The organism is Vreelandella zhuhanensis, from assembly GCF_009793355.1.
Taxonomy (GTDB): domain Bacteria; phylum Pseudomonadota; class Gammaproteobacteria; order Pseudomonadales; family Halomonadaceae; genus Vreelandella; species Vreelandella zhuhanensis.
Genome location: NZ_WTKP01000002.1, coordinates 234,751 through 258,600 on the forward strand (window position 1 = coordinate 234,751; position 23,850 = coordinate 258,600).

The window sequence follows — 23,850 nt, forward strand, 5'->3', positions numbered from 1 at the left end:
GCGTAGACATCCTTAAATGAACGCAACCGCTCCCACCCTACCGATCTATCTGGATTACGCTGCCACCACGCCAGTGGATGCCCGCGTGGCTGAAGTGATGCACCGCTATCTGACGGTGGACCAACTGTTCGCCAACCCGGCGTCACGTAGCCACATGCTCGGCTGGCAGGCGGAACAGGTAGTCGAGCAGGCCCGGCGCCAAGTGGCCGATGTCATCCACGCCGACCCGCGTGAGATCGTCTGGACCAGCGGCGCCACGGAAGCCGACAACCTGGCGCTGACAGGCTTCATGCGGGCCAATCAGGCACGCGGCCGCCACCTGGTGACCTCCATTATCGAGCATAAAGCCGTGGTGGATACCGCCAAGGCATTGGAGCGAGAAGGGTTCGAGGTGACCTGGCTAACACCGCAACGCGACGGACGGATTCAACCCGGGCAACTGCGCGAGGCCATGCGCGAAGATACCGTGCTGGTATCGCTGATGGCGGTAAACAACGAACTGGGCAGCATCAACGACATTGCTTCACTGGCAGCGGTGGCCCATGAACACGGCGCCGCCTTCCATAGCGACGCCGCTCAGGCGGTTGGCCGTATCGAACTTGATGTCGAGGCACTGGGCGTCGACTTGATGTCACTCTCTGGCCACAAGGCTTACGGCCCCAAGGGCGTCGGCGCGCTTTACGTCAAACGCCATCCAGATATCCGCCTGGAAGCATTGATTCACGGTGGCGGCCATGAGCGCGGCATGCGCTCGGGCACCTTACCCACCCACCAGATTGCCGGCATGGGCCAAGCCTTTGCCTTGATACAGAACGAAGGCCTGGAAGATCAAACCCGCATTACCGCTCTGCGCGACAGGATGCTGCAAGGGCTGGCGGATCTACCCGGCGTGCATGCCAACACGGCCATTGAAGTGTCGGTGCCCAACATTCTCAATTTGGCATTTGCCGATGTCGACGGTGAATCATTGCTGATGGCGTTGCGGGATATTGCCATTTCCACCGGTTCGGCATGCAACTCCGCAAGCGTTGACCCGTCTTATGTATTATTGGGGATCAAAACGCCCCGGGCATTGGCGCTGGCATCGCTGCGTTTCAGCTTTGGTCGCTTCACCACCGATACCGAAATCGACCACGCCCTGACCGTGCTGCGCCATGCGTTGCAAGGGCTGCGCAGCACAGCAAACCAGACATAGCGCTATCTATACAAAGACTTATCGATGGACGTCAAGCGGTTACCGCTGTCACTTATTTTTGCAGGAGAACCACCATGGCGACTCTCAATATTACTACCGCTGCGGCAAATCAGATCCAACACGTGCTCGCTGAACGCGGCCAAGGCTTGGGGCTGCGCGTCTCAGTCAAGCCCAGCGGCTGCTCGGGTTATAGTTACGTGCTGGATTTTGCCGATGAAGCCAACCCCGACGATATCTCTTTCGAGGCTCACGGGGCTCAGGTGTTCGTCACGCCTAATGCGCTGGAAATGCTCGACGGCAGCGAAGTGGACTTTGTCAACGAAGGCTTGAACCGTTTTTTCCGTTTCAACAACCCTAACGTCAAGGATGAATGCGGCTGCGGCGAAAGCTTCACCGTTTAACCAGCGTCACACCGGTATTCAATGCCTTGACGAGGCGCTATAATCGCGCCCACTCGGCATGCCTGCCGCCGCAACTAATATCGCGCCGGCTCCCGAACCGCTTGTCTTGCGTGCCGCCCAGGCATTTCCCCGGGCGGCACCTTCTGTTTAAATCCATTTAAGGAGAGCCTTTACCATGGCAACTGAACGCACCCTGTCAATTATCAAGCCCGATGCCGTCGCCAAGAACGCCATTGGCGAAATCTACACGCGTTTTGAAAAGGCCGGCCTGAAAATCGTCGCGGCTAAAATGATGCACCTCTCGCGTGAAAAGGCCGAAGGCTTCTACGCCGAGCACAAGGAACGTCCTTTCTTCGGTGACCTGGTCGGCTTCATGATCTCCGGCCCGGTCATGGTGCAAACACTCGAAGGCGAAGACGCCATCGCCAAGAACCGCGATCTGATGGGTGCCACCAACCCCAAAGAAGCCGAACCCGGCACCATTCGCGCCGACTTCGCTGAATCTATCGATGCCAATGCTGTCCATGGTTCCGATGCACCTGCCAGTGCCGAGCGTGAAATTGCTTATTTCTTTACCAATGACGAAATCTGCCCGCGTTAATACTGCCCGCGCCAAGGCAGTCTTGCCGGCCACTTTTGCGGGGGTTGACACCCCCGCCTCTTCGAATCGCTGATCACCATGACCACTGTTTCCGTAAGTACTCAACCCGAAAGGACTAACCTACTGGGTCTTTCTCGCGAAGGCATGGAAGCTTTTTTTCTTTCCATCGGCGAGAAGAAATTCCGCGCCGCCCAGCTCATGAAATGGATCCATCACGAAGGTTGCGATGATTTTTCCGCCATGACCAACCTGTCCAAGCCACTGCGTGAGCGCCTGGAAGAGGTGGCTGAAATTCGCGGCCCGGGCGTCGTCTACGAAGGCACCTCCAACGACGGCACCCGCAAATGGGTACTCGAAGTCGAAGACGGCAGCTACGTGGAAACCGTATTGATTCCTGCGGAGAACGGCAAGCGCCGCACCCTTTGCGTGTCCTCTCAGGTGGGTTGTTCACTGGACTGCAGCTTCTGCTCCACCGGCAAGCAGGGCTTTCAGCGCAACCTGACCGCCGCCGAGATCATCGGCCAGGTGTGGGTCGCCCAGCGCAGTTCAGGTCCGCAGAAGGATTCGGCCAATCGCGCCGTGACCAACGTGGTGATGATGGGCATGGGCGAGCCGTTGATGAACTATGACAACGTCCTGCCGGCGATGAAGCTGATGCTTGACGATAACGGTTACGGACTTTCCAAACGTCGGGTGACGCTTTCCACCTCCGGCGTCGTGCCCATGATCGACAAACTCGGCGACGATATCGACGTGAGCTTGGCTATTTCCCTGCATGCCGCCACCGACGATCTTCGCACCGAGCTGGTGCCGCTCAATCGCAAATACAACATCCGTGCGCTGCTGGATGCTTGCCATCGTTACCTGGCCAAATGTGGCGATGCTCGCCTGATCACCATCGAGTACACCCTGATCAAGGATATTAACGATCAACAGGAGCATGCCGAACAACTGGCGGCATTGCTCAAGGAGTTGCCCAGCAAGATCAACCTGATTCCGTTCAACCCCTTTCCGCACTCAGGCTATGAAAAGCCTTCGCGTAACCAGACCATGCGTTTTCAGCAATGGCTATATGATTTGGGTCTTAACGCTACGATTCGCTCTACCCGGGGTGACGATATCGATGCTGCTTGCGGCCAATTGGTGGGGCGGGTCAAGGACCGCACCAAGCGCAATGCGCGTTATATTCAGTCCATTCAACTCGATGCCGACTAAATCGGTCACCGCCTTGACTTGCGCAAGGCACGGCGCTTTGATTGAACAGGCTTTTTATATCAGGCCGACAGTTTGCTTCCAACGCCGTGAGGATTTACATCATGCATCGTCGCTATAACGCTGAGCGCTGCAAGCGGACGCCTTTGCTGTTCACGCTGTTGAGTGCCCTGTGGCTGAGTGGATGCGCTGCTCAGGCGACACCTTCTCCAGGCGCCAACAACAATGCAGTCGAAGCCTACACGCAACTCGGGGTGGCTTACCTGGAGCGCGACAACCTCTCGCGTGCCTTGAATGCCTTGGATCGCGCCTTGCAGCTAGCCCCCACCCATAGCGAAGCCTTGCAAGCGATTGCCCTGGTGTACCAGCGCCAGGGGGAAAGCGCCTTGGCTGATGAGTACTTTCAACAAGCACTACGCGCCGACCCGAATTTTACCCGAGCACGCAACAACTATGCCGCCTTCCTGTATGATCAGGCACGTTTCAAGCAAGCCTGCGAGCAACTGGAAAAAGCGTCGCAAGACGCTCAATATGCCAATCGCACCCAGCTATTTACCAATCTAGGCCAATGTTACCTGGCGCTGGGCGAAACAGAGGCGGCGCGCACCAGTTTGCAGCGTGCCCAACAGATTGACCCGCGTAACCCGCGTAGTTATTTGATGTTAGCCGAACTGGAATATTCTCAGGGCCACTACCAACGTGCCCGGCAACCGCTGGAAACTTTTTTACGCCTTGCCGGCCCTAATCAGATGGCATTATCGATGGCTATCGATATCGCTCACGCCGAGGGCGAACACGCCCAGGCGGCCGACTATCAGCGCCAGCTTGATGCCTTGCGCTGAACCGGCATACGGCTTACGCCCTGACCACTGCTTATTATAATGAAGGATGCTCAGCCATGAGCGAGACTCACAACCATGAAACGCCCGAGAACAGCGTGAGCCGCGTGTCTCCCTCTCCCGGCGAGCTATTGCGCCGCGAACGCGCTCAGCTGGGCCTGCCGCTTAGCGATGTGGCCGAAGCGCTCAATCTACGCCCCGCCGTCGTGGATGGTCTCGAACGCGACAATTACGACGAGATTCCCGTTCCTGCCTACCGGCGCGGCTATTTACGCGCCTACGCCAGGCACCTGGGCATGGACGAACAGGAAGTGCTCGATGCCTACAAGGCCCAGGCTGGAAGTAGCGAGCCGGAACGCAAGGTGACCTCGATCCAAGCGTCCAGACCTCCGTCACACCTGGGTGCCTGGTTATTCAAGCTGGTCACCTTGCTGGTGATAGTTGGGCTTATTGTGGTCACTGCGATGTGGTGGCAAAGCCGTGGCGGCAACGAGCCACCCGGTTTCGGCGGCACCTCTTCAGAGTATGAAGAAACCGGCTCGCAAACCGGCAGCGAGGTGCCGGAAAGTCTTTCAGAAAGTTCTTCGGCAACGCAGCCCGAAACAGCGCAAGCGTTGGCCGAACGCAGCAACGCTCTGGCTGAAGAAGAAGCGACCGGTATGTCGCAAGGCACACAGCCAACCTCGCCTGATGCCATGGCAAGCCGCGACTCCGCCGAGGTAGATCCCATCGTGCCTCAGGCAGAGGAGGAGCCGACCCAGGGGATTGCGTCAACTGACGCCGAGGCAACGACTGAGACGGCAACTAACCAGGCCGTCGAAGAGCAAGAGACCGCCCCTGCCACCAACGCCAACACCTTGGAGCTGAGTTTCAACGAGCAGTCCTGGACGGAGATCTTCGATGCCACGAACCAGCGCATCCTGGTTGGCTTGCAGTCACCCGACACTCAAGTCAGTGTGGAAGGTCAACCGCCGTTTCGTCTGACCATAGGCAACGCCACCGGTGTCGAGCTGCGTTATCAGGGCGAACCGGTCGATCTGCCTGCCCGCGCCGGCGCCAATAACGTCGCCCGTTTCACCTTGAAAGAGTAATCCCTCCTATGCACGCTCCTTCTCCGATCAAACGCCGTCTCTCACGTCAGATCCATGTGGGCAACGTTGCTGTCGGCGGTGATGCCCCGATTTCCGTGCAGAGCATGACCAACACCAACACCCTGGATGTGGCCGCCACCGTGGCTCAGATTCAGCAGCTGGAAAGGGCCGGTGCCGATATCGTGCGCGTTTCCGTGCCTGACATGGACGCCGCCGAAGCATTCGGCAAGATCAAGCGTGAAGCAAACGTGCCGCTGGTCGCCGACATTCACTTCGACTACAAGATCGCCCTGCGCGTGGCCGAGCTGGGTGTGGACTGCCTGCGCATCAACCCCGGCAACATCGGCCGCGAGGATCGGGTGCGAGCGGTGGTCAATGCCGCCCGCGACAACGGCATTCCGATCCGGATCGGCGTCAACGCGGGTTCCCTGGAAAAGGACCTGCAGAAGAAATATGGCGAGCCCACGCCGGAAGCGCTGGTCGAATCCGCCATGCGCCATATCGACCATCTCGAGCGGCTCGACTTCCCCGAGTTCAAGGTCAGCGTCAAGGCCTCGGATGTGTTCATGGCGGTCGCCGCCTATCGATTGCTGGCGACACGAATCGAGCAGCCCCTGCACCTGGGGATCACCGAGGCGGGTGGACTGCGTTCCGGCACGGTCAAGTCATCGATCGGTCTGGGCATGCTGCTGATGGATGGCATCGGCGATACCATTCGCGTGTCGCTGGCCGCCGACCCGGTCGAAGAGATCAAGGTCGGTTACGACATGCTCAAGAGCCTCAAGCTGCGTGCCAAGGGCATCAACTTCATTGCCTGTCCCAGCTGCTCGCGCCAGAACTTCGACGTCATCAGCACCATGAATGCCCTCGAAGAACGTCTGGAAGACGTCATGACGCCTCTCAACGTCTCGGTGATCGGCTGTGTGGTCAACGGCCCCGGCGAAGCCAAGGAGACCGATATCGGCCTGACCGGCGGCAGCCCCGCCAACCTGGTGTATATCGACGGCAAACCGGCCAGCAAGCTGCGCAACGACAATCTGGTGGATGACCTGGAAGCCTTGATTCGAGACAAAGTGCGCGAAAAACAGTTGAAGCAACAAGATACGATAGCCCGCAGTGACTAGCCTCTCTCGATGGCCCGCTTGCAAGCGGATCACGTCCAGCCGGCCATTGAAGACCCGGTCCTGCTCGTCAAGGAGTTTGCATTGAGCAAGAAAATCCAGGCCATTCGTGGCATGAACGACCTGCTTCCCGACGTCAGCCCGCGCTGGCAGTTTTTCGAGTCTCGGGTGCGCGACCTGATGCAGCGCTACACGTTCGACGAGATTCGCATGCCGATCGTCGAACAGACCGCGCTTTTTGCCCGTTCCATCGGCGAAGTCACCGACATCGTCGAAAAGGAAATGTATACCTTCGAGGACCGCAACGGCGACAGCCTGACGCTGCGTCCGGAAGGCACCGCCAGCTGTGTGCGGGCGGCCCTGGAGCACGGCCTTCTATACAACCAGACCCAGCGGCTGTGGTATCAAGGCCCCATGTTTCGTCACGAGCGCCCGCAAAAGGGCCGCTACCGTCAGTTTCATCAGGTCGGCGTGGAAGCTTACGGCTTCGAAGGCCCGGATATCGATGCCGAAGTCATCCTGCTTTCCGCCCGCCTGTGGCAAGAGCTGGGGCTGACCGAACACGTGACCCTGGAGTTGAATTCGCTGGGCTCTTCCGAAGCCCGAGCGGCCTATCGCGAAACGCTGCTGAGCTACTTCGAGGCCCACCGCGAGCTGCTCGATGAGGACTCCCTGCGACGCCTTGCCAGCAACCCGCTGCGAATTCTCGACTCCAAGAACCCCGCCATGGCGGAGATGCTCAACGGCGCTCCCCGGTTGTTCGATCATCTGGACGAGGAGTCGCGTACCCATTTCGAGCAGCTCACCGCCATGCTCGATGCCGCCGGCATCGCCTACGTTCTCAACCCACGTCTGGTGCGAGGACTGGATTACTACTGTCGTACCGTATTTGAGTGGACCACCACCGCGCTGGGTAGCCAGGGCACTGTCTGTGCCGGTGGCCGCTATGATGGCTTGGTCGAACAACTCGGCGGCAAGCCGACCCCCGCAGTGGGGTTCGCCATGGGTATCGAACGCCTGATTCTATTGCTCGAAACCCTCGACTTGGTACCGGAAGAGGCGCTTGGCGGCTGTGATGTCTACCTGCTGCCGATGGATGAAAGCGCCACGATTCCTGCCCTTACCCTGGCGGAAACGCTGCGTTCGGCAGTGCCCGGTCTGCGCCTGCAGTTGCACTGTGGTGGCGGCAGTTTCAAGAGCCGCATGAAAAAGGCCGACAAGAGCGGCGCCACCCTGGCGTTGCTGCTAGGACCCGACGAACTGGCCAGCGACGCCATAACGCTTAAGTTTTTGCGCCAGGAACGCGATCAGCAAAATCTGCCACAGGCAGCGCTTTCCGTGACCCTGGCAGAGCTGTTGAACCTGGCTACGGTGACCCGACCGGCGTAACGTACGCCCGCCGGCAACACACAGAAGTCGCGTAACCCTACGCTCAACGTCCAACGATAAGACAAGACAGGAGACCGCCCGTGGCGGAGCTGAGAACCGAAGAAGAACAGCTGGATGCGATCAAGCGCTGGTGGAAGGAAAACGGCACCTCCCTGATCGTTGGCGCGGCACTCGCTGCCGCGGGTATTTTCGGCTGGAATGCCTGGGAAACCCACCAGGAAAACCAGGCCGAAGCTGCCTCATTGCGCTATCAGCAGTTGACCAATCTGAGCACGGCCGACGAGCTCGATGAAGAGGCGCTTGGCGAGGCTCGCCGTCTGGTCAGTGAAATCACCGACAACCACGCCGATACCCTGTATGCCGAGATGGCGCTATTGCTGGATGCCGACATGGCCGCCCAGCAAGGAGAGCTTGAAAACGCCAAGGCCGCGCTTGAGCAAGTGCTCACCGAATCTTCACGGCCTTATGTGAAAAGTCTGGCCTGGCTGCGTCTGGCCCGAGTGGAAGTAGCTGATGGCAACCCGGAGCGTGCGCTTGAATTACTTGATGAACCCATCAGTGATTCCCTGGCCGCTCAACGTGCCAATGTGCGTGGCGACGCTTACTTCGCTCTGAACCGTGAAGGCGAGGCGCGCAACGCCTGGAACGAAGCCCTGAACCTAGCTGAAAACCAGGAACAGCCTCTTTACGGTGTCCAGCTCAAGCTGGATGACCTCGGCACTCAGGAGACTGCGCTATGAGAGATTTTTGTCTTTCCCGCCGTTTCGCCACCTTGACCGCCGGCATGCTGGCCCTGGGACTTATTGCCGGCTGTGCCAGCAAAGGCGCACCGGTATATACCCCGGCGGAGCTGACCAACATCGAGGCAACCTCCCAACTGGACACCCAGTGGCGCTACGGCATGGACAGCGGCCTGGGTCGGGCGCGTTATCCCATCGCCCCGGCACGCGAGGACGACACCCTGTTCGCCGCCGATGTTGAAGGCCAGGTGGTGGCGCTGGACGCCGATGATGGTTCACGCCAGTGGGAGGTCGACCTCGATGTTCCCGTTTCCAGCGGACTCACGGCGGTTGCCGGCCAGCTGTATCTGGGCACCCGCAATGGCGAAGTTCTGGCACTTTCCCAGCAGGACGGCAGCGTCACCTGGCGCTCGCGCGTCTCCAGCGAAATACTGGCAGCGCCTCAGGCCAACCAGCAGTTGTTGGTCGTGCAAAGCGTCGATGGCAACGTCACCGCGCTGGATCGGCAAAGCGGCGCAGAACGCTGGGTGTATACCAGTTCACAGCCTGCGCTAACGTTACGCGGCACCGCCACGCCTCAAGTCATTGACCCGGTCACCTTTACCGGCCTGGCCAATGGCCGCCTGGTAACGCTGGACAACCGCAGCGGTCAGCCGCTGTGGGACATGCAAATCGCCACGCCCCAAGGCCGCAGCGAAATCGACCGTTTGGTGGATGTCACCAGCCAGCCGGTTCTGACCCCGGATGGGCGTTTGTACGTCACCAGCTACAACGGGCGCCTGGTCGCACTCGAAGCCACTCGAGGTGAAGTAATCTGGGAGCGCGAGCACTCCAGCCGCCACACTCCGATTCTGGTGGGCGACTTCCTGTTCACGGTCAACGATGCCAGCCATGTGCTGGCGCTCGATGCCGAAAACGGTCGCGAAATATGGCGTAACGAGTCATTGGAAGGTCGCTGGCTCACCGCTCCGGCCTTTGCTGACGGACGCCTGGTATTCGGCGATTTCGAAGGCTACCTGCATTTACTCGATGCCCGGGAAGGTGAAGTAGTGGGCCGTACCCGCATTCACAAGTCCGGCATCAGCGTACGTCCGGTGACCGAAGGTAATATCATTCATGTGCTGGCCAATAATGGTCGCCTGGAAACTCTGGAAGTAACACCATGACCCCAGTCATTGCCCTGGTCGGCCGCCCCAATGTGGGCAAGTCAACCCTTTTCAACCGCCTGACCCGCTCACGCGATGCGCTGGTCGCCGACTTTCCGGGGCTGACCCGGGATCGCAAGTACGGCAACGGCATGTTGGGTGGCAAGGCCTATACAGTCATCGACACCGGCGGCATCAGCGGTGACGAGGAAGGCATCAATGCCGCCATGGCCGAGCAGTCGCTGGCGGCGATCGATGAAGCCGATATCGTGCTGTTCATGGTCGATGCGCGGACCGGACTCAACGTGGCTGATGAAGCGATTGCCAACCATTTGCGCGTCAACCAGAAAAAGACCTGGGTAGTGGTCAACAAGACAGACGGCCTGGAAGAGCATTCGGCAATGGCCGACTTCTGGAAACTCGGCCTGGGAGACCCCTTCCCGATTGCCGCTGCCCATGGACGCAATGTCTCCAGCTTGATCGACATCGTGCTGGAGCCTTTCCCCGAGCGTGATGAAAGCATTCCCGCCGACACCGGCAGCAAGGGCATTCGTATCGGCGTGATCGGTCGTCCCAACGTGGGCAAGTCGACCCTGGTCAATCGTCTGCTCGGCGAAGAACGGGTGGTGGTGTTCGATGAAGCCGGCACCACCCGCGATGCCATCGAGATTCCTTTCGAACGCCGCGGCAAGCCTTTCGTGCTGATCGATACTGCTGGGGTTAGGCGACGCAAGAATGTCAGCGAAATCACGGAAAAGTTCTCGATCATCAAGACCCTCGAGGCGATCAAGGAATGCCACGTTGCCGTCATGGTGCTCGATGCCCGCACGGGCCTGGTCGAGCAGGACATGCACCTGCTGGATTACGTCCTTACCTCCGGGCGTGCCCTGGTGCTGGCGGTCAACAAATGGGATGGCCTGGAAAGCGAAGCCAAGGACAAGATGCGCAGTGAGATCAAGCGTCGTCTGGGCTTTGCCGACTATGCCGAGATGCATTTCATTTCAGCTCTGCACGGCACGGCCGTGGGCGATCTTTATCCGTCCATCGAGCGCGCCTTCGAGGCTGCCAATGCCCATTGGTCGACCAACCGCCTGACCACCTTGCTGCAGGATGCGGTAAGCCAGAACCCGCCCCCTATGGTGCATGGCCGACGTATCAAGCTGCGCATGGCTCACCAGGGCGGCAGCAATCCGCCGATCATCGTGGTGCACGGCAACCAGACCGGCTCGGTCCCTGAGTCGTACCGACGTTACCTGATCAACATCTTTCGCAAGGTGCTCAAGGTGCGCGGTACGCCCATGCGTTTCGAGTTCCGTTCCGGTGCAAACCCCTTCGATCAGATGGCCGGCGCCAGCGACAAGGAAAAAGCCAAGAAGCGCGAACTCAACCGCACCAAGGAGGCGCGCAAGAGCCGTCGCTGATGCCTGATACCCAAGGGTAACGTCACGGGATGCCGGGGCGTTTCAATATCAGGTCTTGTGTCCATGCAGGCATTTGCGACCCACCCACTGTGCCGCAAACTGCCATGCCGCGCGGCCGCTGCGCCCGCCCCTCAGGGTGGCAAAGCGAATCGCTTCGGCACGTGCCTCAGGCCCCCAATCCTGGGGCTCGCCCAATTGCGACACCCAATGGCAACAGGCTTCAAGATAGACATCCTGATCAAAGGGATAAAAGCCCAGCCACAGGCCGAAACGATCCGATAGCGAGATTTTCTCCTCCACCGCATCGCCGTGATGCAGCTCGTTGCCCACCAGGCGCGAGTCCTGGTTGTCATCCATGGATTCCGGCAGCAAATGCCGGCGGTTCGAGGTGGCGTACAACAGCATATTGGCCGGCGGCCCCGTGAGCGCCCCATCCAACACGCTTTTCAATGCCTTGTAGGCATCGTCATGTCCCTCGAAGGAAAGATCATCGCAGTACACCACAAAGCGGTGAGGTTGATGGCGAAGCTGTTCCACCAGCATCGGTAAGCCGGCAAGATCATGGCGGTCCACCTGAATGATACGTAACCCTTGCGGAGCAAGAGTGTTGAGTAACGCCCGAATCAACGACGATTTACCACTCCCACGTGATCCCCACAAAAGCGCATGATTGGCCGGGTAGCCTTCGAGAAACGCCCGGGTATTGTCCACCAGCGCCAGCTTCTGACGTTCGATGCCCAGTAGATCATCCAGACTCAGGGCGTCACGCGGCGGCACCGGGAGCAACCGCCCACCCAAGGGGTGGCGTTGCCATAACGCCGCCACATGGATATCCCAATCCATCGCCTCGGGTATCGGTGGCAACCAATGCTCGACCTGTTCCAGCACCTTTGCCAACCGGTGGCTTAACTCGGCATCCATGACTATCTCCTCATGACTATAAAACGATAGTTGACCTTACAACGCTTCCGGGTATCTTGTGGGGAATATTCCGTATCGCCTTGCCTTTCATTGGTGCGGTTGATGCATTTTACTTTGCTACCAAGGATTTTCTCCATGCGCTGGTTCCGCCCACTCGCCATTGGCGCCTTATGCGCTGTTCTTGCCGCCTGCACCACCTCACCCACAGGCCGCTCGCAATTACTTTTGCTCTCCGATCAACAGCTCAATGAAATGGGGCGTGAGGCCTTCATTCAATACCAGCAGGACCTTCCCACGGCAGGTGGCGCCAGACAGCGTTACGTGCAGTGCATTGCCGATGCGGTGGTAGCCGAATTGCCTCCCCAGGAGCGCGAACAGGGCTGGGAGATTCAGGTCTTCGAATCCGAGCAGCCTAATGCGTTCGCTTTGCCCGGTGGCTATATGGGGGTCAACACCGGCATGCTCGACATTGCCGAGAACCAGGATCAACTGGCCTCGGTCATCGCGCATGAAATCGCTCATGTGTTAGCCAACCACGCCAACGAACGCGCCTCCACTCAGAGCGCTACCCAACTGGGCTTGTCGGTCATTTCCAGTGCCTCTGGCTTGCAAGGCCCCGGCGGCCAGCAATTGATGGGCGTCCTGGGAATGGGCGCGCAATATGGCATCATCCTGCCCTTCTCGCGGCGCCATGAAAGCGAAGCGGACACCATCGGCCTGCACCTGATGGCCCAAGCGGGTTTCGATCCACGTGCCAGCGTTACCCTGTGGCAAAACATGCAGGCCGCTTCCGATGGCTCTCCCCCGGCTTGGTTGTCGACCCACCCCAGCCAGGGCCAACGTATCGAAGGCTTGCAGGCGGACATGGATCGCGCCCTGGAAATGTATCAGCAGGCGCGCAACAGCGGTCGCACCCCCAACTGCCCACGCCCATAAAACCAGCGACTTTTCTTCCCGGCACCGAGCCCTTGAACGGGCTCGGTGCTTTTTAGCGTTCACGAGAGGCATTGCATGATTCGACTTGGTTTATTGCTGTTGATACTGCCGATTTTCATTCTACTCGGGGTATATTTCTGGGAGCTCGGCGACGTTCGCGAGTGTCAGCTGGGGGGCGGTTACTGGGACTATGTGGCGGGCGTTTGTAGCGACACACCCCAGCCATTCGTGTCCTGGCTGGAGCGTTATCCGTGGCTGGTCAATGGCGGCATGCTGTTGTCGGTGGTGGGTCTGGGGCTGTGCATGGTCGGGTTTTACGTCAAGAAGCGCTGAGCTGGGCGAAAGCTGTTTGCCCAAGGAATCTCTTAACCGCGGAAATAACGTAATCCTCATTCTCACGATGCGGTACATGCCCGCAACCCTCGACTATCTCGGTGACGGCAGGCCCTGTCGTGAGGCCGGCAATGCGCTCGGGGTGCCGGGTTGATCCGTATTCGTCATGCTCGCCATGGATGGCAAGCGTGGGGCAGGTCACCCTAGGTAGCATCGAGTCCAGGCTCCACGCCCGGAAATCTTCCGACAGCCAGGTATCGATCCAGGCACTCAGCACCCATTCGGCCTTTTCAGCGTGATATCTTTTCAGACGCTCAAGCTGGTTGGCCTCGGAAAAAGCCTGCCTGGCGTCGAGAATCCCTGCGAGCGTGCGGTCTTCGACAAATGCCTGGGCGGCCTCGGTGATCAGCGCATCGCACTTGTCCGAGTAAAGGCCTGCGGTCACGGCGGCCATTCCGCCTCCCACGCTATGCCCAAACACCACAAAACGATCTAGCGTCAACTGCTTGCGCAGGGCGGCAAAGGTGCCTTTCGCTTCGTCACTTACAAAGCTCAACGACAGTTGCCCCGGAAAGGGGTCGGAGCGCCCGAAGCCCAGCCGGTCATAAGCCACCACCTCACGCCCGGTTGCCTGGGATAGCCGTGCCGGAAAGTCTCGCCATAGTGCGACACACCCCAAGGAGTCGTGGAAAAGCACGATGGGAGAAAGGCCGACTTCGACAGGCTCGACCGGATGCCAGCTAACCGCATAGACGCGGCCCTGGGGCACATCGATCCAATGCTCTTTCACCACACAAGACTCCTTGGATATCAAAGCTTCAGTAATTCAGCGACTGGCGCAAGGTGTCGCGCACCATGCTGGTATCCGGGTGAACGTTGCGCCACAGAAAAAACGATTCCGCGGCCTGTTCTACCAGCATTCCCAATCCATCGAGCAGCTTGGCGCCTCGCGGCCCGGCCCATTGCAGAAACACCGTCGGCTCTACACCGTACATCATGTCGTAGGCCCAGCCACCCTTGATGAAAAGTTGCTCCGGCAAGGGCGGCAAGTCGCCTGCAAGGCTGGCGCTGGTGCCGTTGATCACCAGATCGAAGGTACCTTGGATATCTTCATACCCACCGCCCTGAAGCTTGCCCAGATCGGTGAAGTCATCGGCCAATTGCTGCGCCTTCGCGGCCGTGCGGTTGGCGATGACTACCTCGCTCGGCGCTTTCTGCAACAGTGGCTCGAGAAGCCCGCGCACCGCCCCCCCCGCGCCCAGCACCAGTATCCGCTTGCCGGCCAGTTCCAGCCGGTGGTAGGCCAGATCCCGCACCAGCCCCACGCCATCGGTCGTATCGCCGTAAGTGCGCCCGTTGCCGCCCAGGATCAGGGTATTGACCGCCCCGGCACGCTTGGCGCGATGACTCAGGGTATCGCACATTTCAAAGGCGGTTTGCTTGAACGGCAGGGTCACGTTGGCGCCCCGCCCACCTTCGGCCACAAATTGCCGCCAAGCGTCGACAAAGCCATCCAGCGGTGCCTCAATGGCGGAATACTCAATGGACTGGCCTGTCTGGTGGGCGAATTCCTCATGAATCAACGGTGACTTGGAGTGCTCGACCGGATGGCCGAATACGCAGTAACGGTCCGTCATATTGAAGGCTCCTAGGCTGAATTTTCCCCCTGAGCGGCTTCATCGAGCCAGTCGCGGGGAATGAGGTAGTCTCGGGTAAGCACGGCTTCAGGGCTCTCGGGGTCAGGTTGCCAGTCGTATTCCCACCGAGCCAGTGGCGGCAACGACATCAGGATGGATTCAGTGCGCCCACCACTTTGCAGTCCAAACAGGGTGCCACGATCCCATACCAGGTTGAATTCGACATAACGCCCACGCCGATAAAGCTGAAAATCACGTTCGCGCTCGCTCCATTCATCATGACGCCGCCGCTCGACAATCGGCAGGTAGGCGTCCAGAAAGCTGTCGCCCACGGCGCGCTGGAAGGCGAAGCAGGTTTCAAACTCCCAATCGTTCAGGTCATCGAAGAACAGACCACCCACGCCCCGCGTTTCATTGCGGTGCTTGAGAAAGAAGTACTCGTCGCACCAGGCCTTGAAGCGTGGATAAACCTCTTCGCCGAACGGCAGGCAGGCGGCTCGCGATACGCGGTGCCAATGCAACACATCGTCGAGCACCGGATAGAACGGCGTCAGGTCGAAACCGCCACCGAACCACCATACCGGTGGCTCGCCTTCCTTCTCGGCGATAAAAAAGCGCACATTGCCGTGGCTGGTAGGCACATGGGGGTTATGGGGGTGCATCACCCAGGAGACGCCCACCGCATGAAAACTGCGCCCGGCCAATTCCGGTCGGGCGGCCGTCGCGGAGGGCGGCAAGGTGGCACCGTACACATGCGAGAAATTGATGCCGCCCTTTTCGAATACGACACCGTTCTCGATCACTCTGGAGCGACCGCCTCCACCGTCTTCACGCTGCCAATTGTCTTCCTTGAAATGCCCCACACCATCCGCCGCTGCCAGGCCTTCACAGAGACGATCCTGCAAGTCCAGCAGGTAGTGTTTTACATCATCGAGACGCTCATGAGCCACGCTGCCTCCTCGCTTAGTGTCCGTTAGTCAAAATAGCGCCCATCATTCGCGCAACACCTGGCCGCTGACCAGGTCACGAATGCAGCTGGGGCGAGGGTTCCCGCCCAGGTTGCCATCCAGGATACCATCCAGTTGGTCGCCGAAAATTTCCAGAACCTCATCAGGGCTCATGGCCGGTGGCTCGTCGCTACGGTTGGCTGAGGTCGAGACCAGCGGCCCACCGAAGGCGTCGCACAAGGCAGCCATGCCGGGGTGGTCGGTCACGCGCAACGCCACCCGGCTATGGCCGCCACGCACCAGTCCGTGGCTGCGGCCGTTATCGGGCACCAGCCAGGTATTCGGCCCCGGCCAGCTGGCCACCAGAGGTGCATGCAGTTCTAGCGGCAACCCTTCAAGCCAGGGCTGAAACTGGTCAATATGGGCCGCCACCAGTATCACGCCCTTGGCCGGGTCTCGCTCTTTGAGGCGCATCAGCCGAGCCAGGGCGGCATCGTTATCCGGGTCACAGCTAAGCCCCCATACTGCTTCGGTGGGGCAAGCAATCACCCCCCCGCCACGCAGGGTGCGAACAGCGGTTTCAAGGTCGACAGCCTGGTTCATCACTTCTCCTGAGGGTTGGAATCAAGCGCTTGGGCATGGTATCACGCACGCAGCAGACGCACCCAGCCACCGGCTTGCTGCGTGACCCAGCCATCCAGTTCGAGCATCAACAGGCGCTGCTGGCAGTCGCTGACCGATACCTCCGATGCCTGTACCAGCGCATCGATGGGGGTGGGCGAAGTTCCCAGCCAGCGGAGCAGATCGTCCGGCAGCGGCCCTTCCATCCCAGAGGCGGAGTTTTCAGCCAAGGCTGATTGCTCAGTCGTCGATACCGAATTATCAGACGTCATCAGCGCATCACAGGGAAGAAAACTGGAGGCCCAGTGACCGAGTTCGCCCAGAATATCCTGGGCATCACGCACCAGATGGGCATTGCCTTCACGGATAAGCTTGAGACAGCCGCGGGCCTGAACGTTATGAATCGAGCCCGGCAGCGCAAACAGCTCTCGGTCCTGTTCCAGCGCCAAGCGGGCGCTGACCAGCGAACCGCTTTTCTCCGCTGCTTCCACTACCAGCACGCCCAGAGACAACCCCGTGACGATCCGATTACGGCGAGGAAAAAACGCCGGGCGGGCCTGGGTACCCGGTGGGTGCTCGGAAAGTAACAGCCCACCGGGGGATTCAGTTAGACGTTGATGGAGTTCGCGATGGCGCGGCGGATAGACCACATCCGTACCACACCCCAGCACCGCCACGCTGGCGCCACCGGCATCCAGTGCCGCCTGTTGTGCGATGCCATCTATACCCAATGCCATGCCGCTGACGATGCACCAGCCACGCCGGGAAAGCTCCTTGGCGAAGGCGCGAGCGTTGCCCGCCCCTTCCTGGGTGGGCCGGCGGGTGCCCACCATGGCAAGGGTGGGCAAACCCAACGCCTTAAGATCACCTTGCGCCCATAATACCACCGGCGGGTCGGGCAGCTGCCTGAGCAATGCCGGCCAATCAGGGTGGCCTGGATAAAGCAAATACCGCCCAGGCGCGCCATCCAGCCAAGCCTGGGTGTGTTCGAGGATGTCTCTCAGCGGGCTACGGGCGGGATATTCAAGCCATAAACGCAGAGCCTGGGCGGCTTTGTGGGGCATTCCAGCGAGCCAACCTTCCGGCCATTTGGGTTCGCGGGCGGCAAGTTCGGCAATACGCAGCGCTCCCATACCGGGTAGCGAGGCCGCCACCAACCATTCCCTGGCATCCATACGTTCTCCTCGATTTATTTTTATCCAAGCTCACTTCAATGCCGGGTTCACTTCAATGCCAAGATCAATCGGGCCGGTGCACGCGATCACCCACTTCGAGTGGGCGTGAGGCACGCATCACCAAGGCATAGCTCACTTGATCGTAAGGCCGAAATACCAGTACCACTCCGGCTTCTTCGCCGGGTAATTGCAGCACTTCCTGTGTACGGGGATCATGCACCTGTTCGCCTTGCTGCTCCACCCGCAGCACATGCCCCGGCTGCAAGCCGTGCAGAGTACCGCGATTCAAGGTGACTATCTGTAGCCGCCCGATGAAGCGCACCCCGCCGGGTGCGGCGATAATGCGCCCTTCGATGTCATTGAGTGGCGGGCGCGGCTGAAATTCGCTTACCAGCGCACGGCTTTCCAGCGGCAGGACGATATCGTTGTTGCGAACTTCCCGGCGGGCCTTGAGCACTTCCAGCTGGACGATATCGCCTTCGGTGCGTACATGCCGCGCCTCACCGATGCCCTCGAGCTCCTGACCCAGAAAGTCACCTTCCGGGGACAGATAAGCCTCCCCCATGCGATAGATGCCGAAGCGCCCGCTACCGCTGACACGGCCTCGGGCATAGAGGCGATCCCCGGCACCGCTGATCAAGCGCCGATCGTCGCCCGCTACCACATAAGCCAGTTCATCGAGGCTTTCCGGCTCATTCACCACCCGGTGGTCATTCAGGAAGGCGCGGGTGATATTCAGCGGGATCGGTTCGATGGCTTCGCGTGCGGGGGTCGTGCGCATTTGAGGTGACAGCTTGACGACATTGCGGCCTCGCTCGAGCTTCACGCAAGGGCTACCGTCGCAGTCATGCAGGGTCAGGTGATCGCCGGGATAGATACGATGAGGATTGCCAATCTGGGGGTTTTCCCGCCATAACTCAGGCCACTGCCAAGGGCTTTCCAGAAAGCGCCCGGCGATGTCCCACAAGGTATCGCCGGATACCACGGTATAGCGCTCGGGGGCGGAGTGATGCAGGTTATCCCAATCGAGTGCTTGCGCCGCAGCCGAACCGGCTCCCCCCAGCACACCGATGGCGGCGATCAGACAAGCCGTCAGCCGACGCAACCGGTACAACCGGCGCTGCGCCCGGCCTTCTGTGATGGAATCTTTGCTGTATGTATTCACTCGCACCTGCCTCCAAGGAACATTCTCGGCATGGTATAGTCTCACGCTATCATGATGATAGGTATTGGGTGGTTCCCCGGAACGTCCCCGCTGCCTAGAATATGCCTTACAGACATCAGCATAACGGTGATTCCAACGCCATGGCCAAATTACCCATTCTTGAATTCCCCGATGAACGCCTGCGCACCAAGGCAGTTGCCGTGGAAACCGTGGACGATGACGTACGCCGGCTGGTCGACGACATGCTGGAAACGATGTACGACGCCAAAGGTATCGGCCTTGCCGCCACCCAGGTGGACATCCATCGCCGCGTGATCGTGATGGATGTCAGCGACGACCACACCAGCCCTTTGGTCTTCATCAACCCGGTTTACACCCCTCTGGGTGAAGAACGTGAGCCGCTGCAGGAAGGCTGCCTGTCGATACCCGAATACTACGCCGACGTTTCCCGCGCATTGAAAGTGCATGTCACCGCCCTGGATCGTCACGGTGAACCGTTTGAACTCGAAGCCGACGGTCTGCTGGCCCACTGCATTCAACATGAGCATGACCACCTCGAAGGTGTACTTTTCGTCGACTATCTGTCGCCGCTCAAGCGCGACAGAATCATGAAAAAAATGCAGAAACGTCACAAGCAACTGCAGGACGCCTGACCCCCTTTCTCTTACAAGCCAGGCTTACCAGTCAGGCTGTCCAATCCAACCAGCGCGACTCTTGTCGGGCCGAGAAAACTGCTTTCAAGCTTGTTTTCTCGGCCTTTGTCGTTAAGTTAGGCTTTATAATCACGCTCACACTCCTCAGGTGCTTGTTTTCATGTCTCGACCGTTGCGCATTGTCTTTGCCGGCACCCCGGATTTCGCCGCCGCCAGTCTTGCTGCCTTGCTGGAAAGCCGCCATCAGGTCATCGCGGTGTACACTCAGCCCGACCGACCCGCCGGGCGTGGGCGTAAGCTGACGCCCAGCCCGGTCAAGCAATTGGCCCTTGAGCATGAATTACCGGTGTACCAGCCCGCCTCGCTCAAGGCCGCCGAAGCCCAGTCACAACTCGCCGACCTGCAACCCGACATCATGGTCGTGGTGGCCTATGGGCTGTTGCTACCCAAGGCGGTGCTGGAAATTCCCCGGCTGGGGTGCCTCAATGTGCATGCGTCGCTACTACCCCGCTGGCGTGGGGCCGCGCCCATTCAGCGGGCCATTGAAGCCGGCGACCCGGAGTCAGGTGTCGCCATCATGCAGATGGATGAAGGCCTGGATACCGGCGCGGTGCTGCTGGAAGCGCGTACCCCGATCACCGCGACTACCACCGGTGGCGAACTCCACGAATCCCTGGCCACCCTGGGAGCCACCGCGCTGATAGATGCCCTGAAAGGCGTCGCTGAAGGCAAGATGACCCCCAGCCCCCAGTCTGAGGATGGCGTGACCTACGCGGCCAAGCTTTCCAAGGCCGAAGCCGAGCTGGACTTCAGCCAAGGCGCCGCCACCCTGGCCGCCAAGGTGCGCGCCTTCAACCCCTGGCCGGTGGCCTGGTGCGCCTTGGGTGATGAACGCTTGCGCCTGTTGATGGCGCAAGCGGGGGAGCCTGCCCAGGAAGCCACTCCACCAGGAACGCTGCTGACACCCGGCGACGATTGCCTGCGGGTTGCCTGCGGAGCGCAGGGCGAGGAAACCCTCGAAATCAGCCGCGCCCAACTGTCCGGTGGCAAAGCCATGGCCGTTCGCGACTTACTCAATGCCCGGCATCCACGGCTGGTACCAGGCTCACGCCTGGGTGCTAGCGACCAAGGAGTTACCCCATGAGCCGTAACAGCTCGCGCAATAGCTCACCTCATAACGCTCCTGCGACAGGCAGCGGCCAGGAAGTCCGCGCCGCCGCCGCTCGCGCCCTGGTGCCGGTGATCACCGATCAAGGCTCGCTTGCCGCCCTGGATGAATTCAGCGTGGTCGCCCGCGACCGTAGCCTGCTCAAGGCCCTGTGTTTCGGCACCTGCCGTAGCCTGCCGCGACTCGAAGCGCTTGCTTCCCTGCTTCTCAAGCAACCGCTCAAGCGCCGGGACAGTGATGTCCAGGCGCTGCTATTGCTGGGTATCTATCAGCTGTTGTATCTGCGCATTCCCGCTCACGCCGCCGTGGGAGAAACCGCCGGTGCCGCCCGCCTTTTAGGCAAGAGCTGGGCCACTCGCGTGCTCAACGGCTGCTTGCGCCGGCTGCAACGCGAATCGGAAGCCCTGCAGGAAGAGGTCGACCAGGACCTCAACGTGGCGCTGGAACATCCCGCCTGGCTGCTCGATGCATTGCGTCATGCTTGGCCGCAACAATGGCGCGAAATAGCCCAGGCCAATAACCAGCCGGGGCCGATGACCTTGCGTGTCAATCGCCGCCACCTGGATCGTGAAGCCTATATCGAGATACTCACCGAACACGGTTTCTCCGGCACGCTATGCCCTCATGCACCGGATGGCATCACCTTGCACACGCCCTGCGACGTCAGCGCTCTGCCCGGCTTTGCCCAAGGGCATGTCAGCGTTCAGGATGAGGCGGCCCAGCTTAGCGCCAATCTGCTCGGCCCGGCCCTGGCGCCGCGCCCCGGCGCACGCGTGCTGGACGCCTGCTGCGCTCCTGGTGGCAAGACGGCGCACCTGCTGGAGCAGTTCGACAGCGCCTTGACCGCCATCGACAGCGACAACACCCGCCTGGCCCGCGTGGAAGACACCCTGGAGCGGTTGGGCCTCAAGGCGCATCTGATTCACGCCGATGCCACCCGGAACGACTGGTGGGATGCCACGCCGTTTGACGCCATCCTGCTGGACGCCCCCTGCTCGGGTACCGGGGTGATTCGCCGCCATCCGGACATCAAGCGCTTACGGCGCAAGGAAGACATCCGTTCTCTGGCCAAATTGCAGGCCGAGCTTCTGGATACCCTCTGGCCCAAGCTTCGCCCAGGTGGCACACTGCTGTATGCCACTTGTTCGGTATTGCCGCAGGAGAACTGCGATCAGGTCAGCGCTTTTCTTGAGCGCACCCCCGATGCTGCGACCACCACACCCGAGGATGTCGCCTGGGGCCAGGCAAGCGGCAGCGGGCGCCAATTGTTTCCCGTAGAGGGCAGCCACGATGGCTTCTTCTATGCCAGACTAGAAAAGCGCCCTGCGTGATAGACGGCTTGCACGCCCAGAAATGAGCTTTATGACGGCGCCCATTTCGAGGGTAGGTTCAAGCGCTTATCTCACTAGCACTTATTTCACTAGCAAAATAGGGAGAGCTCATGAGTCATCATACCTACAAGCATGTAGAGCTTACCGGCACCTCGGAAGTCAGCTCGGATGAGGCGGTAAAAAGTGCCTTGGCCAAGGCCTCACAGTCACTCAAGCACATGCGCTGGTTTGAAGTGACCGACACCCGCGGCCATATCGAAGACGGCCAGGTGGCCCACTGGCAAGTCACCCTCAAGGTCGGTTTCACGCTGGAGTAAGCGTCGCCCACCTGCTTTTTATCGGCGGCTGGTTTACACTAGCCGCCGATTTATTGCGCCGCACAATTCGCGTCGGTGCTTAGCGACGGATAGGGTGACACGATGAAAATCATCATTCTCGGCGCCGGCCAGGTCGGCGGCACCTTGGCGGAGCACCTGGCCCGCGAGGAAAACGACATTACCGTGGTGGATACCGACGGTGCCCGGCTGCGTGAGCTGCATACCAAGCTGGATATTCGTACCGTCACCGGGGCCGGTTCCTACCCCATGGTATTGCGCCAGGCCGGCTGCGCCGATGCCGACATGCTGATAGCCGTCACCAACTCCGACGAAGTCAACATGATCGCCTGCCAGGTAGCCCACACCCTGTTTCGCACCCCCACCAAGATCGCCCGGGTACGCGCCACCGCCTACCTCACTCGCAAGGGGTTATTCGCGCATGAAGCGGTGCCGATCGACGTCCTGATCAGCCCGGAGCAAGTGGTCACCGACCATGTACGCCGCCTGATCGAGCACCCGGGTGCTCTTCAGGTGCTGGAGTTCGCTGGAGGGCTGGTCCAGCTGGTCGCGGTCAAGGCATTTTACGGCGGGCCGCTGGTAGGTCAGGACCTAGCCTTTCTGCGCCGTCACATGCCCAACGTGGACACCCGGGTGGCCGCCATCTATCGGCGTAACCGCCCGATCATTCCGCGCGGCAGCACGGTGATCGAGTCCGATGACGAAGTGTTCTTTCTCGCCGCCCGGCGCGATATTCGCGCGGTAATGAGCGAACTGCGCCGCGTCGAGCGTGACTTTCGCCGCGTGGTGATCGCCGGCGGTGGCAATATCGGCGAACGCCTGGCCGAACACCTCGAACACAGCCACCAGGTCAAGATCATCGAACACAGCCTGGAGCGCTGCACGCAGCTTTCCGAGCGCCTTGACCGCACCGTGGTGCTCCACGGCAGCGCCACCAGCAAGCGCCTGCTCGAAGAAGAGAATATCGAAGACTGCGATATCTTCTGTGCCCTGACCAACGACGACGAAGTCAACATCATGTCGTCGCTTTTAGCCAAGCGTCTGGGGGCCAAAAAAGTCCTTACCCTGATCAATAACGCCGCCTACGTGGACCTGGTTCAGGGCGGCGAAATCGATATCGCCATCTCGCCGCAACAGGCCACCATCGGCAGTCTGCTTACCCATGTGCGTCGCGGCGATATCGTCAACGTCCACTCCCTGCGACGGGGCGCGGCGGAAGCCATCGAAGCCATTGCTCACGGCGACAAGCAGTCATCAAAAGTGGTCGGCCGGGCCATCGGCGAGATCGATCTGCCGGAAGGCACCACTATCGGCGCCATCGTGCGTGGCAAGGAAGTGCTGATCGCCCATGATGACGTGGTCGTGGAATCCGGCGACCACGTCATCCTGTTCGTCATCGATAAACGCCGAATTCGCGACGTGGAACGGCTTTTTCAGGTCGGATTGAGCTTCTTCTGATGAGTGATATTGATT

25 protein-coding genes are annotated in these 23,850 nt (G+C 60.1%); 18 read left to right on the forward strand and 7 right to left on the reverse strand.

Features of this window, described 5'->3' with window-relative positions; all coding sequences use genetic code 11:
- The first annotated feature begins 16 nt into the window (after positions 1-16).
- From GPM19_RS03385 to der, 11 genes are all read left to right on the forward strand, one after another.
- Positions 17-1,195, forward strand: coding sequence for an aminotransferase class V-fold PLP-dependent enzyme (locus GPM19_RS03385; protein ID WP_160417462.1), 1,179 nt, complete (start codon positions 17-19; stop codon positions 1,193-1,195).
- A gap of 74 nt (positions 1,196-1,269) precedes the next feature.
- Positions 1,270-1,596 carry a HesB/IscA family protein gene (locus GPM19_RS03390; RefSeq protein WP_160417463.1) on the forward strand — a complete coding sequence of 109 codons (327 nt, stop codon included), beginning with the start codon at positions 1,270-1,272 and terminating at the stop codon, positions 1,594-1,596.
- Positions 1,597-1,771: 175 nt separating this feature from the next.
- Positions 1,772-2,197, forward strand: coding sequence for a nucleoside-diphosphate kinase (gene ndk, locus GPM19_RS03395; protein ID WP_160417464.1), 426 nt, complete (start codon positions 1,772-1,774; stop codon positions 2,195-2,197).
- Positions 2,198-2,275: 78 nt separating this feature from the next.
- On the forward strand, positions 2,276-3,412 hold the full coding sequence (rlmN, locus tag GPM19_RS03400; RefSeq protein ID WP_160417465.1) for a dual-specificity RNA methyltransferase RlmN: 1,137 nt from the start codon (positions 2,276-2,278) through the stop codon (positions 3,410-3,412).
- A 101-nt stretch (positions 3,413-3,513) separates the two neighbouring features.
- On the forward strand, positions 3,514-4,251 hold the full coding sequence (pilW, locus tag GPM19_RS03405; protein WP_160417466.1) for a type IV pilus biogenesis/stability protein PilW: 738 nt from the start codon (positions 3,514-3,516) through the stop codon (positions 4,249-4,251).
- A gap of 56 nt (positions 4,252-4,307) precedes the next feature.
- On the forward strand, positions 4,308-5,339 hold the full coding sequence (locus GPM19_RS03410) for a RodZ domain-containing protein (RefSeq protein WP_160417467.1): 1,032 nt from the start codon (positions 4,308-4,310) through the stop codon (positions 5,337-5,339).
- A gap of 8 nt (positions 5,340-5,347) precedes the next feature.
- Positions 5,348-6,463 (forward strand): flavodoxin-dependent (E)-4-hydroxy-3-methylbut-2-enyl-diphosphate synthase, encoded by a 1,116-nt coding sequence (gene ispG / locus GPM19_RS03415; RefSeq protein ID WP_160417468.1) that lies wholly within the window; start codon positions 5,348-5,350, stop codon positions 6,461-6,463.
- A gap of 81 nt (positions 6,464-6,544) precedes the next feature.
- The gene (gene hisS / locus GPM19_RS03420) at positions 6,545-7,849 is read left to right on the forward strand and encodes a histidine--tRNA ligase (protein WP_264766787.1); all 1,305 of its coding nucleotides are present in this window, start codon (positions 6,545-6,547) and stop codon (positions 7,847-7,849) included.
- Positions 7,850-7,929: 80 nt separating this feature from the next.
- Complete coding sequence (locus GPM19_RS03425; RefSeq protein ID WP_160417470.1) at positions 7,930-8,589, forward strand: YfgM family protein; 660 nt, start codon at positions 7,930-7,932, stop codon at positions 8,587-8,589.
- Positions 8,586-9,755, forward strand: coding sequence for an outer membrane protein assembly factor BamB (gene bamB, locus GPM19_RS03430; protein WP_160417471.1), 1,170 nt, complete (start codon positions 8,586-8,588; stop codon positions 9,753-9,755). The genes GPM19_RS03425 and bamB overlap by 4 nt, the downstream gene beginning before the upstream one ends.
- On the forward strand, positions 9,752-11,155 hold the full coding sequence (gene der, locus GPM19_RS03435) for a ribosome biogenesis GTPase Der (RefSeq protein ID WP_160417472.1): 1,404 nt from the start codon (positions 9,752-9,754) through the stop codon (positions 11,153-11,155). Before bamB ends, der begins: the two co-directional genes overlap by 4 nt.
- A 48-nt stretch (positions 11,156-11,203) precedes the next feature.
- Here the strand turns inward: der and GPM19_RS03440 are convergent, their stop codons facing one another.
- Positions 11,204-12,076 (reverse strand): ATP-binding protein, encoded by an 873-nt coding sequence (locus GPM19_RS03440; RefSeq protein WP_160417473.1) that lies wholly within the window; start codon positions 12,074-12,076, stop codon positions 11,204-11,206.
- 135 nt (positions 12,077-12,211) lie between these two features.
- Between GPM19_RS03440 and GPM19_RS03445 the strand changes: the two genes are divergently transcribed.
- Both GPM19_RS03445 and GPM19_RS03450 read left to right on the forward strand, forming a co-directional pair.
- Positions 12,212-13,012: a M48 family metallopeptidase gene (locus GPM19_RS03445; RefSeq protein ID WP_160417474.1), complete on the forward strand. Its 801-nt coding sequence runs from the start codon at positions 12,212-12,214 to the stop codon at positions 13,010-13,012.
- 75 nt (positions 13,013-13,087) lie between these two features.
- Positions 13,088-13,345 (forward strand): hypothetical protein, encoded by a 258-nt coding sequence (locus tag GPM19_RS03450; protein WP_160417475.1) that lies wholly within the window; start codon positions 13,088-13,090, stop codon positions 13,343-13,345.
- Here the strand turns inward: GPM19_RS03450 and GPM19_RS03455 are convergent.
- The 6 genes from GPM19_RS03455 to GPM19_RS03480 form a co-directional block, all read right to left on the reverse strand.
- Positions 13,332-14,135: an alpha/beta fold hydrolase gene (locus GPM19_RS03455; RefSeq protein ID WP_319928087.1), complete on the reverse strand. Its 804-nt coding sequence runs from the start codon at positions 14,133-14,135 to the stop codon at positions 13,332-13,334. The two genes, GPM19_RS03450 and GPM19_RS03455, sit on opposite strands and share 14 nt — an antisense overlap.
- A 28-nt stretch (positions 14,136-14,163) precedes the next feature.
- Positions 14,164-14,982: a shikimate dehydrogenase gene (aroE, locus tag GPM19_RS03460; RefSeq protein ID WP_160417476.1), complete on the reverse strand. Its 819-nt coding sequence runs from the start codon at positions 14,980-14,982 to the stop codon at positions 14,164-14,166.
- A gap of 11 nt (positions 14,983-14,993) precedes the next feature.
- Positions 14,994-15,932 (reverse strand): oxygen-dependent coproporphyrinogen oxidase, encoded by a 939-nt coding sequence (hemF, locus tag GPM19_RS03465; RefSeq protein ID WP_160417477.1) that lies wholly within the window; start codon positions 15,930-15,932, stop codon positions 14,994-14,996.
- Positions 15,933-15,974: 42 nt separating this feature from the next.
- Positions 15,975-16,532: an L-threonylcarbamoyladenylate synthase type 1 TsaC gene (gene tsaC, locus GPM19_RS03470; RefSeq protein ID WP_160417478.1), complete on the reverse strand. Its 558-nt coding sequence runs from the start codon at positions 16,530-16,532 to the stop codon at positions 15,975-15,977.
- Positions 16,533-16,573: 41 nt separating this feature from the next.
- The gene (gene dprA / locus GPM19_RS03475) at positions 16,574-17,725 is read right to left on the reverse strand and encodes a DNA-processing protein DprA (RefSeq protein ID WP_160417479.1); all 1,152 of its coding nucleotides are present in this window, start codon (positions 17,723-17,725) and stop codon (positions 16,574-16,576) included.
- Positions 17,726-17,789: 64 nt separating this feature from the next.
- Positions 17,790-18,809 (reverse strand): LysM peptidoglycan-binding domain-containing protein, encoded by a 1,020-nt coding sequence (locus tag GPM19_RS03480; RefSeq protein WP_443089486.1) that lies wholly within the window; start codon positions 18,807-18,809, stop codon positions 17,790-17,792.
- Positions 18,810-19,030: 221 nt separating this feature from the next.
- On the opposite strand from GPM19_RS03480, the gene def reads away from it, so the two are divergent.
- The 5 genes from def (at position 19,031) to trkA (ending at position 23,835) form a co-directional block, all read left to right on the forward strand.
- Positions 19,031-19,543, forward strand: a complete 513-nt coding sequence (def, locus tag GPM19_RS03485; protein WP_160417480.1) for a peptide deformylase — start codon at positions 19,031-19,033, stop codon at positions 19,541-19,543.
- A 160-nt stretch (positions 19,544-19,703) separates the two neighbouring features.
- Positions 19,704-20,687, forward strand: coding sequence for a methionyl-tRNA formyltransferase (gene fmt, locus GPM19_RS03490; protein ID WP_160417481.1), 984 nt, complete (start codon positions 19,704-19,706; stop codon positions 20,685-20,687).
- A complete protein-coding gene (gene rsmB / locus GPM19_RS03495) occupies positions 20,684-22,042 on the forward strand; it encodes a 16S rRNA (cytosine(967)-C(5))-methyltransferase RsmB (RefSeq protein WP_160417482.1) in 1,359 nt (452 codons plus the stop codon). Before fmt ends, rsmB begins: the two co-directional genes overlap by 4 nt.
- A gap of 110 nt (positions 22,043-22,152) precedes the next feature.
- The gene (locus GPM19_RS03500) at positions 22,153-22,359 is read left to right on the forward strand and encodes a dodecin (protein WP_160417483.1); all 207 of its coding nucleotides are present in this window, start codon (positions 22,153-22,155) and stop codon (positions 22,357-22,359) included.
- A gap of 102 nt (positions 22,360-22,461) precedes the next feature.
- Positions 22,462-23,835, forward strand: a complete 1,374-nt coding sequence (gene trkA / locus GPM19_RS03505; RefSeq protein WP_160417484.1) for a Trk system potassium transporter TrkA — start codon at positions 22,462-22,464, stop codon at positions 23,833-23,835.
- The last annotated feature ends 15 nt before the right edge of the window (positions 23,836-23,850 follow it).

What these genes read in the sequence shown, in the direction of transcription:
- GPM19_RS03410 (WP_160417467.1), top strand. Translation starts at nt 4,308, where the DNA reads ATGAGCGAGACTCACAACCATGAAACGCCCGAGAACAGCGTGAGCCGC.
- dprA (WP_160417479.1), bottom strand. Translation starts at nt 17,725, where the DNA reads ATGGATGCCAGGGAATGGTTGGTGGCGGCCTCGCTACCCGGTATGGGA.
- aroE (WP_160417476.1), bottom strand. Translation starts at nt 14,982, where the DNA reads ATGACGGACCGTTACTGCGTATTCGGCCATCCGGTCGAGCACTCCAAG.
- der (WP_160417472.1), top strand. Translation starts at nt 9,752, where the DNA reads ATGACCCCAGTCATTGCCCTGGTCGGCCGCCCCAATGTGGGCAAGTCA.
- def (WP_160417480.1), top strand. Translation starts at nt 19,031, where the DNA reads ATGGCCAAATTACCCATTCTTGAATTCCCCGATGAACGCCTGCGCACC.
- rlmN (WP_160417465.1), top strand. Translation starts at nt 2,276, where the DNA reads ATGACCACTGTTTCCGTAAGTACTCAACCCGAAAGGACTAACCTACTG.
- pilW (WP_160417466.1), top strand. Translation starts at nt 3,514, where the DNA reads ATGCATCGTCGCTATAACGCTGAGCGCTGCAAGCGGACGCCTTTGCTG.
- ndk (WP_160417464.1), top strand. Translation starts at nt 1,772, where the DNA reads ATGGCAACTGAACGCACCCTGTCAATTATCAAGCCCGATGCCGTCGCC.
- GPM19_RS03500 (WP_160417483.1), top strand. Translation starts at nt 22,153, where the DNA reads ATGAGTCATCATACCTACAAGCATGTAGAGCTTACCGGCACCTCGGAA.
- rsmB (WP_160417482.1), top strand. Translation starts at nt 20,684, where the DNA reads ATGAGCCGTAACAGCTCGCGCAATAGCTCACCTCATAACGCTCCTGCG.
- fmt (WP_160417481.1), top strand. Translation starts at nt 19,704, where the DNA reads ATGTCTCGACCGTTGCGCATTGTCTTTGCCGGCACCCCGGATTTCGCC.
- GPM19_RS03385 (WP_160417462.1), top strand. Translation starts at nt 17, where the DNA reads ATGAACGCAACCGCTCCCACCCTACCGATCTATCTGGATTACGCTGCC.
- GPM19_RS03440 (WP_160417473.1), bottom strand. Translation starts at nt 12,076, where the DNA reads ATGGATGCCGAGTTAAGCCACCGGTTGGCAAAGGTGCTGGAACAGGTC.
- trkA (WP_160417484.1), top strand. Translation starts at nt 22,462, where the DNA reads ATGAAAATCATCATTCTCGGCGCCGGCCAGGTCGGCGGCACCTTGGCG.
- GPM19_RS03450 (WP_160417475.1), top strand. Translation starts at nt 13,088, where the DNA reads ATGATTCGACTTGGTTTATTGCTGTTGATACTGCCGATTTTCATTCTA.
- GPM19_RS03390 (WP_160417463.1), top strand. Translation starts at nt 1,270, where the DNA reads ATGGCGACTCTCAATATTACTACCGCTGCGGCAAATCAGATCCAACAC.
- GPM19_RS03445 (WP_160417474.1), top strand. Translation starts at nt 12,212, where the DNA reads ATGCGCTGGTTCCGCCCACTCGCCATTGGCGCCTTATGCGCTGTTCTT.
- ispG (WP_160417468.1), top strand. Translation starts at nt 5,348, where the DNA reads ATGCACGCTCCTTCTCCGATCAAACGCCGTCTCTCACGTCAGATCCAT.
- bamB (WP_160417471.1), top strand. Translation starts at nt 8,586, where the DNA reads ATGAGAGATTTTTGTCTTTCCCGCCGTTTCGCCACCTTGACCGCCGGC.
- tsaC (WP_160417478.1), bottom strand. Translation starts at nt 16,532, where the DNA reads ATGAACCAGGCTGTCGACCTTGAAACCGCTGTTCGCACCCTGCGTGGC.